This window comes from Rhizobium sp. BK181, from assembly GCF_014193305.1.
GTDB lineage: Bacteria > Pseudomonadota > Alphaproteobacteria > Rhizobiales > Rhizobiaceae > Rhizobium.
The window spans coordinates 1-11,458 of sequence record NZ_JACHZA010000001.1; the positions used below are offsets into that span (position 1 = coordinate 1).

General features: G+C 58.5%; 9 protein-coding genes and 3 tRNA genes. 4 read left to right on the forward strand and 8 right to left on the reverse strand.

What is annotated here, in order from left to right; genetic code table 11:
* The coding region (locus tag FHT77_RS00005; RefSeq protein ID WP_183751393.1) for a GTP-binding protein at positions 1 to 362 on the reverse strand (362 nt) is incomplete at its 3' end.
* Positions 363 to 639: 277 nt separating this feature from the next.
* Here FHT77_RS00005 and FHT77_RS00010 point away from each other — a divergent pair.
* Positions 640 to 1,149 (forward strand): hypothetical protein, encoded by a 510-nt coding sequence (locus FHT77_RS00010; RefSeq protein WP_183751395.1) that lies wholly within the window; start codon positions 640 to 642, stop codon positions 1,147 to 1,149.
* Positions 1,150 to 1,258: 109 nt separating this feature from the next.
* Here FHT77_RS00010 and FHT77_RS00015 read toward each other — a convergent pair whose 3' ends face one another.
* From FHT77_RS00015 to FHT77_RS00025, 3 genes are all read right to left on the reverse strand, one after another.
* Positions 1,259 to 1,846 carry a hypothetical protein gene (locus FHT77_RS00015; protein WP_183751397.1) on the reverse strand — a complete coding sequence of 196 codons (588 nt, stop codon included), beginning with the start codon at positions 1,844 to 1,846 and terminating at the stop codon, positions 1,259 to 1,261.
* Positions 1,847 to 2,111: 265 nt separating this feature from the next.
* Positions 2,112 to 2,185 (reverse strand) — tRNA-Gly (locus FHT77_RS00020).
* Positions 2,186 to 2,211: 26 nt separating this feature from the next.
* A tRNA-Tyr gene (locus FHT77_RS00025) sits at positions 2,212 to 2,296 on the reverse strand.
* Between the two features lie 207 nt (positions 2,297 to 2,503).
* Here FHT77_RS00025 and rlmB point away from each other — a divergent pair.
* The gene (gene rlmB, locus FHT77_RS00030; protein ID WP_183751399.1) at positions 2,504 to 3,394 is read left to right on the forward strand and encodes a 23S rRNA (guanosine(2251)-2'-O)-methyltransferase RlmB; all 891 of its coding nucleotides are present in this window, start codon (positions 2,504 to 2,506) and stop codon (positions 3,392 to 3,394) included.
* 736 nt (positions 3,395 to 4,130) lie between these two features.
* Here the strand turns inward: rlmB and FHT77_RS00035 are convergent.
* Positions 4,131 to 4,206: transfer RNA gene (locus FHT77_RS00035), tRNA-Thr, on the reverse strand.
* A gap of 197 nt (positions 4,207 to 4,403) precedes the next feature.
* On the opposite strand from FHT77_RS00035, the gene FHT77_RS00040 reads away from it, so the two are divergent.
* Together FHT77_RS00040 and FHT77_RS00045 are read left to right on the forward strand one after the other, a co-directional pair.
* Positions 4,404 to 5,177 carry an NAD kinase gene (locus FHT77_RS00040; protein ID WP_183751401.1) on the forward strand — a complete coding sequence of 258 codons (774 nt, stop codon included), beginning with the start codon at positions 4,404 to 4,406 and terminating at the stop codon, positions 5,175 to 5,177.
* A 3-nt stretch (positions 5,178 to 5,180) separates the two neighbouring features.
* Positions 5,181 to 5,696 carry a hypothetical protein gene (locus FHT77_RS00045; RefSeq protein ID WP_183751403.1) on the forward strand — a complete coding sequence of 172 codons (516 nt, stop codon included), beginning with the start codon at positions 5,181 to 5,183 and terminating at the stop codon, positions 5,694 to 5,696.
* Positions 5,697 to 5,791: 95 nt separating this feature from the next.
* Here FHT77_RS00045 and prfB read toward each other — a convergent pair.
* From prfB to FHT77_RS00060, 3 genes are all read right to left on the reverse strand, one after another.
* Positions 5,792 to 6,923 (reverse strand): peptide chain release factor 2 gene (prfB, locus tag FHT77_RS00050; protein ID WP_141652299.1). Its coding sequence is split into 2 segments (ribosomal slippage): positions 5,792 to 6,853 and positions 6,855 to 6,923, totalling 1,131 coding nucleotides; the frame shifts between segments, so codons are not numbered across the junction.
* A 99-nt stretch (positions 6,924 to 7,022) separates the two neighbouring features.
* A complete protein-coding gene (locus FHT77_RS00055; RefSeq protein WP_114712272.1) occupies positions 7,023 to 9,470 on the reverse strand; it encodes a penicillin-binding protein 1A in 2,448 nt (815 codons plus the stop codon).
* A gap of 242 nt (positions 9,471 to 9,712) precedes the next feature.
* On the reverse strand, positions 9,713 to 10,978 hold the full coding sequence (locus tag FHT77_RS00060; RefSeq protein WP_183751405.1) for an N-acetylmuramoyl-L-alanine amidase: 1,266 nt from the start codon (positions 10,976 to 10,978) through the stop codon (positions 9,713 to 9,715).
* Positions 10,979 to 11,458 lie beyond the last annotated feature (480 nt).

The window sequence follows — 11,458 nt, forward strand, 5'->3', positions numbered from 1 at the left end:
ACCTGACGAGCAAGCAGGATGTGCTCGCGGGTCTGCGGCATCGGGCCGTCAGCTGCCGAGCAAACCAGGATCGCGCCGTCCATCTGAGCGGCACCGGTGATCATGTTCTTGACGTAGTCGGCGTGGCCGGGGCAGTCAACGTGAGCATAGTGACGGTTCGGGGTCTCGTATTCGACGTGCGCCGTCGAAATGGTGATGCCGCGGGCCTTTTCTTCCGGAGCAGCGTCGATCTGGTCGTACGCCTTGAACTCGCCGAAGTACTTCGTGATCGCTGCCGTCAGAGACGTCTTGCCGTGGTCAACGTGGCCGATCGTGCCGATGTTAACGTGCGGCTTGTTGCGCTCAAACTTACTCTTTGCCATTTGAATGCTTCCTGTGAACGAAATGGATGACCCCGGCGAACCGGTTTAGTGCCGCCGTTTAAGGCTTTCGGGGAAATTGCGCAAGACCTAATTGCGGGCCGTATTCCTAGCCCGATTCCCCGTATGCCGGCGCATATGGGAAGCGGGCGCGCATTCGGCAATATCTACTGCAGATGGCGGTGAGGAGATATTCGCGAAGAGCGGGCGCAGTGCAGCCAAGGATATGATACTACTTCATTTGCCGTCCTGGCGGGGAAGCACTATCCGGAGATTGGGCATGGAACCGAAGGAAATTGCAAAACGATCCGCAGGCAACTTTCTGATCTTTGCAGGCTGTGCATTCATCTTGTGGATCCTTGCGGCTTCGATTGACTGGGTCGCACAGGTATTGCGCCTGTCCTCGCCTGAGCGTCTTCCGGCTCTGGCAACCTCTATCGTCAACTCATCAACACTGCAGGCAATCGTTGCCATATGGCTGCTCACCGCCGCATTCGCGATCGCCTTCCCAAAAATGCTGACGCCGCTTTCGGCCACCACAGCCCTGATGTTCGACGTGGGATATGGCATCCTCGGCGCCCTGGCCGGCTTCGGCATCGCCATCGGCCTTTTCGGCGGCGGCTGGTCGATCCTGCTGCGCGCGGTCATCTACAGCGCGATCATCGCCATCGGCTTCATTGCCGTCCGCATGTGGCTTTCAAGGGAAGACCTGAGCGCCAGCGGACAGAGGCGCTGGACGATTGCCGGAATCATCGCGCTGGCTTCGCCGTTTGTGCTGCTGTGGGGCTAGAGGTACGCATTTGCGACAGCGCAGCTTGGTGGGTAGCGGGATTCGAACCCGCGTATTCAGCTGGGAAGGCTTTGGGTGAATTACTAATCATCCGATGCGGTCGCAGGCGTCAACGGACAATAGGTCGTGCCATTCGATAAACAAGGCTTGCTCGACGCCACTCGCTAGCAAGCAACACGATCGTGATCCCCGTCATTTCGAAGAACCAGAGCCACTTGAAGCCAAAGAGGCGGCTACTGAGGAAGTGGTCGAAATGATGAAAAGATGCAGCGCGAATTAGTACGTAGCCCAGCACGAACGTTGAACCGACAAGCGCCAGCCAAGTCTCACGTGGTGATTTTCTTGCCCAAAAAAGTAAAGCAGGTACCGCGGCTGCGCATGCGGCCACGATGCCGATGATAAAGTAAACCTGCACAGTCCGACGCATCTCATACCACCCGCCGGAATGGGCTACCACACGGCCGAGTTCGGTCATTGCTGACTGAAGATCGAGTTGCTTATTTATCCCGAGAAGGAAAAAAACCACGGAGATCGCACGCCAGATGGAGCCGTCGGATTGCTGGTTCGGATCTTGTCGAAAGACGACGCCCTTTGTTTTCCAGCAGCTTATGCCAGCAAGCAAGTATAAGGCGACGGTAATCCAGCCACCGATCGTGGGGTCGCCGATGCTGGGTTGCCAATTAAAAATCTCTGCCACTCGCGATCCCCACGATGCGTGCGAAGCACTTCATCCAGGTTCATTGTTCGCGGTTTCCGCTCCGCACGCCAAGTTCGTCTTTGGTGGTACTTCAGTCGAAAGCAAGACTGAGCCGGCATCCTCGCGCCTCGGAATGCGTCGGAGATAGCGGAATAGCTTTCGCCTTAAGCAGGGCAAGGTTCGGCAGCCCTCGCGCGCCGAAGAGCGCAAGTGAAATGAGGTGACACGGAGCGACACGCGGTATTGCTGAGTGGCCGGAAAAACTTGGAGCGGGTAGCGGGAATCGAACCCGCGTATTCAGCTTGGAAGGCTGCTGCTCTACCATTGAGCTATACCCGCGGGGTGGTATCCGATCCAATGACGAATGGTGGAGAGAGTTGGATTTGAACCAACGTAGGCTGAGCCAACGGATTTACAGTCCGTCCCCTTTAACCACTCGGGCATCTCTCCAGTTTTTTTCGTCCGGATCGTGAGACCAAGCTCGTCAGACTTTCGAAGCGTTGCCGCCCCTCGGTCTGCGCCGCGTATATGACCGGACGATTTCCGCATGTCAACACGATGACGGTGGAAAAAATGTGAAAAATTTCATCGCCCGGGGAAAGGTGGGCTCCTGAAAGAAATCCTATGCGGAAAGAAGCGCCCCGGATATAAAGCCGCATGAGCAAAGACAACAAAAGCGGTGGCAAGCCCACAAACGAGAAGTCCGCCAAGGACACACATTACGCAACCCTGCGCCGCGCGCATCGCGACAGCAAGCGTGAACGCGGCGAGATCCCGACACCGCCGCCGCAGAAGCGCCGGCGCGGCGCCGAGGACTGGAAGCCACCGGCACTCGCACCTGAACAGGTCTACCTTTACGGTCTTCATACGGTTCGTGCCGCGCTCGACAACAAGGAGCGCAAGAACGTCAGGCTCTCGGTGACCCAGAACGCGCTCGCCCGTCTTGAGGTCGATGCCGATTCACTCGGTATCCCTGTTGAGATCGTCGCCCCGCATGATATCGACAAGTTCCTTGGGCCGGACGCGATCCACCAGGGCGTCATGCTGGAAACCCGGCCTCTGCCCGTTCGCCGGCTGGAAGCGCTGAAGGACAGCCCGCTACTGCTCGTGCTCGACCAGGTGACCGATCCGCACAATGTCGGCGCCATCATGCGCTCCGCAGTGGCCTTCAATGCCGGTGCCGTCATCACCACGCAGCGCCACAGCCCGACCGAATCGGGCGTATTGGCGAAGTCAGCTTCAGGCGCGCTGGAACTCATCCCCTATATCCAAATCACCAACCTTGCAGACGCGCTCGGCGAACTACACAAGCTCGGCTTCTTCACGATCGGCCTTGATTCGGAGGGCCCGGCTCCGCTCGAGGGTACATTCTCGGGTGACAAGGTGGCGTTGGTATTGGGCTCCGAAGGCAAGGGGCTGAGGCAAAAGACGCGCGAAACCGTGAGCGCCCTTGCGCGGCTAGACATGCCAGGCGCTATCAAATCTTTAAATGTCTCGAATGCAGCTGCGATCGCGCTCTATGCGGCGCGGCTGCATCTGAAAGCATGATGCGATAGCGGCGGAGCGGCGAAGGTATGCCGCTCCTGCCTCAATCGACCCACCTTGCCTCGTGAGTGACTGCAAGTGCGAACGACTTCGCCATGTCACCCGCCGGAGACCGAGCGACCCGACGAGCGCTTCTCGTACTGATGAGCACGAACGACCGACCATTTCATTCGACTACGGGGAGACGGCAGCCTCGGGAAAGCAGGTAAGGATCCCGTAAACCTTTGCTCGTGGCAGAAAAAACCTCCGCACGCCTCGGATTTAACTCTGCCATCCTCTATAGCTTCCCGCACTCGAACAGGAGGAACGTATTCCATATGGCTGTCCGCTCCCTCATTGTCGGCACTCTCTTCGTCGCTGCATTCGTAGCCCTCATCCTCAGCATTGCTTGGATCGACAAGTCGCAACCAATCCACCAACCCGCTCCGCTTGCACCGGCGCCCGAACGCCCTATTCCTCCGCCCGCGGAATAACGGCTGGATCGATCGCCCGCGGAACTGAGATCAATCTGAGGCGTTTGCCACGCACGATTTTCAAGGAGAAACACGTGCGAGTGATGATCGCCGTCATTGTTTTGATGATTGCCTCCGTTCTGAGCATCGTCGTCACGCCCTCAGGAGCTGGAGAAAGCCCCGACACGAAGTTGCAGGCCAGCGTGCGACAGACAGCTCAAAACTAAAGCTGCGAAAGCGCCACCGTCTACGTCAACGGGCAACAACTATTTTCAATTGGAGAAGGATGGTGCCCCCGGCAGGGTTCGAACCCGCGACCCCCTGATTACAAATCAGGTGCTCTACCAACTGAGCTACAAGGGCGATGCCTGCCAAGTACCAGATTCTGCGGTCCTGTAAAGAAGAAATCGGCGCCATCCTCATTTCATCGGCGCGGTGTCACCATGGGTGTTGACGTCCGAACGTGCTCGGGCGCTCCGGCGAACGTTTAGTGGCATAAAACGCCTTGTCGGGCGGGCTTGCAATCATTTAGCTAGGCCGAGATCAGAAAAGGGAACTCCATGGGCCGTTCATTTCAGACGCTTTCCTTCCTTGCCTCCTCGGCGACCGAGGCGCTGGCGGCGCGGGAAGAACTGATTCGCATTTATGGCGACGTGCCCCCCGACGAGTCCGATGTCATCGTCGCCCTTGGTGGCGACGGCTTCATGCTGCAGACGCTGCACGGTACGATGAACTCGGGCAAGCTTGTTTACGGCATGAATCGCGGTTCGATCGGCTTCCTGATGAACGAATACCGAACGGAGAAACTTCAGGATCGGATCTGTGCGGCCGTCGAAAACGCATTTCACCCCTTACAGATGACGACCGCGAATACGGACGGCTCGAATTCGACAGCACTTGCCATCAATGAAGTGTCGTTGTTCCGTCAGTCTTACCAGGCCGCCAAGCTTCGGGTTGAGGTCGATGGCGTCGTTCGCCTTGACGAGCTCATCTGTGACGGCCTGATGGTGGCAACGCCAGCGGGTTCGACGGCGTACAACCTCTCCGCCCATGGCCCAATCCTGCCGCTTGACGCGCCGCTGCTTGCGATGACACCCGTCAGCGCGTTTCGGCCGCGGCGTTGGCGCGGTGCGCTTTTGCCGAACAAGGTGACCGTCGATATCCATATTCTCGAGGCGGAGAAGCGCCCGGTGAACGCAGTTGCCGACAATACCGAAGTGAAATCGGTGCTTCACATTCGCATCGCTCAGTCGGAACATACCACGGCACGCATTCTTTCCGATCCTGATCGCTCATGGTCCGATCGTATTCTTGCCGAACAGTTTGAGGACTGAGAGATGGGGCTGCGACCAACGGCGCTTTGTGCAATGCTGCTCACAGCATCCTCGCTCTACGCTCAAACTGCGGCGGCGGATGATCCGATCCTGCCGGCTTCGATCATATTTGCGACCAGCACGGGTTACTGGGAAGACGACGGCACCGCACCTGCCGTTCAGCGGGCACCATCGGCACCTCAGCCGACGGCATCAAGTCCCGCGACAGCCAAGCCGCGCCATGGTTACTACAAACTGTTTGCGGTCCGGCAATCCGACCGCACGGCCAAGATCTACCTACAACAGATCGAGCAGGGGGACGGCGGGCCGGCGATCACCTCGACGGTTGAATTGCAAGAACTCAACGAGCTAAAGCCATATGTCACCGACATCCGGCCAGAAAACTCCTCCGGAATGCTCAAGGAGCCCGGCCTTTTCGCAATGGTTTATCTGAAGACCGATCCGGATGCGGAATCGGAGACCTGGACGGTCGTCATCGACGAATTTGGTGAGGTCACTGTCGGGAAGGCAAGCAACTAACACTTTGCCGCTGAACGTCGCGCACCCCTAAGCCAACTGGCTTTGCCGATGAAAAAGGCCTCTTTCGAGGCCTTCTCAAATCCGCTTAACGGTAGTCAGTCAACGTCGTCGACGACCGCGTCCGGCTTGCCGCTGATGCGGTGCGCAAGAGCTGCTTCCATGAACTCGTCGAGTTCACCGTCCAACACGTCGCCTGGTGCTGTGCTCGCCACGCCGGTCCGCAGGTCCTTGACCAACTGATATGGTTGCAAGACGTACGAACGGATCTGGTGTCCCCAGCCAATGTCGGTTTTGGACGCCGCTTCTGCGTTTGCCGCTTCTTCGCGCTTCTTCAACTCCGCCTCGTACATGCGGGCACGCAGCATATCCCAGGCCTTGGCGCGGTTCTTGTGCTGCGAGCGCTCCTGCTGGCAGGCGACGACGATACCGGTCGGAATGTGCGTGATACGCACGGCCGAGTCGGTCGTGTTAACGTGCTGACCACCCGCTCCCGATGAACGGTAGGTATCGATGCGGCAATCGCTTTCATTGATCTCGATGTTGATCGAGTCGTCGACCACGGGATAAACCCAGATCGACGAGAAGGAGGTGTGGCGACGTGCATTGCTGTCATAGGGCGAGATGCGCACGAGGCGGTGAACGCCCGACTCGGTCTTCAGCCAACCATAAGCGTTGTGACCCTTCACCAGCAGCGTCGCGGACTTGATGCCCGCTTCTTCGCCGTCGTGGACTTCGAGAAGCTCGACCTTGAACTTCGAACGCTCGGCCCAGCGCGTGTACATGCGCAGAAGCATGTTGGCCCAGTCCTGGCTTTCCGTGCCGCCTGCGCCGGAGTGAACTTCCAGATAGCTGTCGTTGCTGTCGGCTTCGCCCGAAAGCATCGCTTCGACCTGACGCCGGGCAGCCTCGGCCTTCAATCCCTTGAGGGCATCTTCGGCGTCCTTGACGACGCTTTCGTCACCCTCTTCCTCGCCCATTTCGATGAGCTCGATATTGTCGGTCAGCTCCTGCTCGAGCTGCTTCACGCCATTGATGCCGTCGTCCAGCTGCTGGCGTTCGCGCATCAGCTTCTGTGCTTCCTGCGCATCGTTCCAGAGGGTCGGATCCTCTGCCTTGTTGTTCAACCAGTCCAGTCGCCTTACCGCCTGGTCCCAGTCAAAGATGCCTCCTCAGCAGGGTGATAGCCTGCTTGGTTTCATCGACCACGTTCTGGATTTCCGCTCGCATTTTCCTGCTTCTTTGCGTTGCTACGAAGATTGCCCGTCAGATAATTGTGGCGGCTGCGGATGTAAAGAGCCGCAGCCGTCACAAGAGTTCGGGGAAGACTTAGTAAAGGCCGCCGGCGCCGGACTGAACTGCCTGATTGGCTTGGGGAGAGGTCCGTAGAATCTCCTCAGGTGCCATAGCGTTGTCCATCCCGATGACCGACAGACTGTCGGCAGGACCGGTGCCGGGCTTGAAGGCTTCGATAATCGTGTTCGGATCACCCTGCGCGGCTGCCATACCGGTCTTGCGGTCGATCGGGATGAGGTTCATCCCGGCAGGAATAACGAATTTCGACTCGGGCATGTCCTTGACGGCCGTCTGCATGAATTCATTGAAGATCGGCGCCGACAGCGAGCCGCCCGTGCCGCCACGGCCAAGGGTCGAGGGCGAGTCGAAGCCGATGTAGAGACCGGCGACGAGGTCCGGCGTGAACCCGACGAACCACGCATCCTTCTCGTCGTTGGTCGTCCCGGTCTTGCCCGCGACATCACGACCGCCGAGATCAATCTTGCCGGCTGCAGTGCCACGCTGGATGACGCCCTGCAGCATCGAGGTGATCTGGTACGAGGTCATCGGGTCGAGAACGGTTTCGCGATTGTCGACGACGTTGGGTTCGTCCTGGTTCTGCCAGTCGCTGGCGTTGCAGCCCTCGCAAACGCGTTCCTCATGCTTGAAGATCGTGCGCCCGTAGCGGTCCTGGATGCGGTCGACCAGTGTCGGCTTGATCTGCTTGCCGCCATTCGCGATGACCGAATAGGCCGACACCATGCGCAGCACCGTCGTCTCGCCGGAACCCAAGGACATGGCGAGAACCGGCATCATGTGATCGTAGATGCCAAAGCGCTCGGCATATTCGGCAACGACATTCATGCCGAGGTCGTTGGCGAGGCGCACCGTCATGCGGTTGCGCGAGTGCTCGATAGCGAAGCGAAGCGTGTTGGCGCCACCACCCTCGCCTTCGTAGTTATCTGGCGCCCAAACCTGGCCATTGCCCGTCTGGATCGAGAGCGGATCGTCGCTAACGACCGAGGCCGGTGTGTAGCCGTTGTCCATGGCCGCCGCGTATACGAACGGCTTGAAGGATGATCCCGGCTGGCGCATCGCCTGGGTGGCACGGTTGAATTCCGATTGCGCATAGGAGAAGCCGCCGACCATGGCAAGCACGCGACCCGTTTTCGGATCCATCGCCACCAGGCCGCCCTCGACCTTTGGCGGCTGGCGAAGCCGGTAAGAATTGGAGCCCTCGGCACCCAGCCGCTCTACATAGACGACGTCACCGGCGGAGAGGACCCCTTCGGGCGACTTCGCCGTCTTCCGGCCAGTAGCGGAGCGATATGCCCACTGCAGGTTCTTGGCCTCGATGATCCCGCGCTCGCGCTCGGAAGGAATCTTGCCCGCGCCGTCCTTGGGCGGCTGCAGGCCGATGTCGACGCTGTCGTCCGAGACAGCCAGCACAACAGCCAATTGCCATTCGGGGACATCCGTCAGTGCCGGAATATCGGCAAGCGCCTTGCCCCAATCGGCCGCAGTGTCGATCTGCTTGATCGGACCATGGAAGCCACGGCGCTCGTCATAATTCGTCAGACCATCCTGAAGGGCTTTGCGGGCGAAGACCTGTAGCTCGGGATCAAACGACGTGCGGACGGACAGACCGCCTTCGTACAGCATCTTCTCGCCGTACTGCTCGATCAGCTGGCGACGGACTGCCTCGGCAAAATAGCCGGATGCGAAGAGCGAGGGACCGCTGCTGCGACCGGTCACGCCAAGGGGCTGCTTCTTGGCTTCGGCGCCATCGGACTGGCTGACATAGCCATTCTCGACCATGCGATCGATGACCCAGTTGCGGCGGGTGACCGCTGCTTCGGGATGACGGAAAGGATGATAATTGGCCGGCCCCTTTGGCAGCGACGCAAGATAGGCCGCATCAGCGATCGTCAGTTCGTTCACCGACTTATTGAAATAGGTGAGCGACGCGCTGGCAATGCCGTAGGAGTTCAGACCGAAGAAGATCTCGTTCAGGTACAGCTCGAGGATCTTGTCCTTGCTGTAGGCCTGCTCGATGCGGAAGGAGAGGATCGCTTCCTTCGCCTTGCGCTCCATCGTCTGCTCGCTGGAAAGCAGGAAGTTCTTGGCGACCTGTTGGGTGATGGTCGAGCCGCCCTGGGTCGGACCGCCGGTCAGATAGGCGACCACTGCGCGGGCAAAGCCGGTCACGTCGATGCCGGGATGCTGATAGAAATTCTTGTCTTCAGCAGACAGGAAGGCAGCCTTGACGCGATCCGGGACTGCCTGGATCGGTAGGAATAGTCTGCGCTCCTTGGCATACTCCGCCATCAGCGCGCCGTTGCCTGCATGGACGCGGGTCGTTACCGGTGGCTCGTAGCTGCTCAGCACTGCGTAGTCCGGAAGATCCTTCGTGACGGTTGCCAAATAAACGGCAACAATAGCCGCTACGCCCAGGAACAGGACGCAAGCCACTCCGAAGAAATATCCAAGAAGTCTAATCATATTTAAGCTACCGGTATCTCAATCATCGATCGGCGCGAGCGTAACAATCGCAGGGATCGGGCATCTTGCACGTTGGGCGACTTACTCCATGAGCGTTTTCGCCACAAGCCAATTCAGTTTCATCGATGGAAACACAAGGCTGAGTAACGGCGTGAATGTGAGTAAAATAGGGCCTTGAAGCGCTATTCCCACATTGAGATCGCGTTACCCCAGCAAGTGTCACATCTGCGCCACGGCCGCAATCAGCCACCATTTGCAACCATCGCCGTGCGGTAGTGCTTGACGGCTTCCGTCAGCAGATCTGCCATCCGTCCCCGCCATGCATCATCAAGCAGGAGTTTTTCGTCGTCCTTGTTCGAAAGGAAGCCCAATTCCAACAGGATAGACGGCACATCCGGCGCCTGCAGAACACGGAAACCGGCATGGCGATGAGGATTGTTGATTGTCCCCACCTGATCCTTGAACGACGTGAGTACACTCTCCGCCAAGGAAATCGAAAAAGCCTGCGTTTCGCGGCGCGTCAGATCCAGCAGAATATCCGCGACCTCAGGAGGTTCGGCCACGGTCTCCTTGCCGGCAATCTGGTCTGAAAGATTTTCGCGGTCGGCGAGATCGGCGGCAAGCTTGTCCGAGGCCTTGTCGGAAATCGTGTAGACCGTCGCGCCGCGAATGTCCTTCTGCTTCAAGGTATCAGCGTGCATCGAAATGAATAGCCCTGCGTGGTTTTGGCGGGCAATCTCCACGCGCTCGGATAGCGACAGGAACGAGTCGTCACTTCTGGTCAGAAACGCCTTGATGCCAGTCTCCCGATTCAGTCGATCGGCCAGTGCCTTGGCAAAAGCGAGCGTTACGTCCTTCTCTTGCGTCTTGGTATCGACGCCAATTGCGCCGGTATCGATCCCTCCGTGACCGGCGTCGACAGCGATAACGAAATCGCCGTTGACCGGCTTCTCAGGCGCCGGAATTGCGCCGGTGGTCGACTGGGGCGAAGGATCGCTCCATGATTGAGCCTTGACGAGGTCAGTGAACTTGTCCTTGTCGGTCATCGCGGCGTCGAGGACTAGGCGATGACCCTTGCCGTCGTCATCCGCCTGAACCTTGGCCACTTCCAGCTTCACCGGTTTTTTGGCGGTCAGCACGATGCGGGCGCTGTCCTCATCCATCTTTCCGTAACGGATGTCCTTGAAAAGGCCCCTCGCCTCGAGATCGCCCGCCGGGAAGCCGAAAGCTGTCGCCGGAAGATCGATCACCACGCGTTCGGGATTGGCGATGTAATGAATCGAAAAATCCGGGGCGCGATCGAAGTCGATAACGATGCGAGTCCGGGCGTCATCGCCGATGATGCGGGCGCCATAGGCGAGCAGCGGATCGACCTTTGTCATCTCGTTTGCTCGTGCCGGTGGAGGAAACGCAAAGGCCATTGCGGCCGCAGCAACGGCCACCGCGCCGGCAAAACTCGTTTTCCGCCATCCGGATATCACCGACGCGGGTCGTACCCTCTTAAACAATCGACCGCCACACCTTAAATATCATTCCGATCAAGTTCTCCCGGTAAACGCGAATTCGCCGGTACCGGCGCCGTTCGCGGCCATGGAGCCGAATCGGCGCCCTTAATCCCCGATTTTGTATGCCTTCCAAAATCCATCAATATTATGGCACATTTGGCTTTTCCCTTGCTATTGTGACAGAGAAAACATACAAGGATTTTTAGGGTAGAAGTGCTGACGGGATAGAGTCGCCTGCACGGCAGCCAAACCGCAAGGGAACTGGCGCCACAACCGGCAATCGTCCGCCGTCTTATGTGTTTCCACTCGAAATTGGATCCTGAATTTTCCTGCGTATGCGGGAACTTCATCGGTGGGATAGCCACCAACCGCTCTTTGCAGAGAGAGCAAACTCATCGGACCTGAACAAGGTCTTAGTTTTGTTGATCTCGCTTGGTCTTTGATGGTGTCGCAGCAGGTTTTATCTGAAGTCTACAGGCCCCG

Coding starts and splice junctions, on each gene's coding strand:
- FHT77_RS00040 (WP_183751401.1), top strand. CDS start 4,404: ATGGGCCGTTCATTTCAGACGCTTTCCTTCCTTGCCTCCTCGGCGACC.
- FHT77_RS00055 (WP_114712272.1), bottom strand. CDS start 9,470: ATGATTAGACTTCTTGGATATTTCTTCGGAGTGGCTTGCGTCCTGTTC.
- rlmB (WP_183751399.1), top strand. CDS start 2,504: ATGAGCAAAGACAACAAAAGCGGTGGCAAGCCCACAAACGAGAAGTCC.
- FHT77_RS00045 (WP_183751403.1), top strand. CDS start 5,181: ATGGGGCTGCGACCAACGGCGCTTTGTGCAATGCTGCTCACAGCATCC.
- FHT77_RS00010 (WP_183751395.1), top strand. CDS start 640: ATGGAACCGAAGGAAATTGCAAAACGATCCGCAGGCAACTTTCTGATC.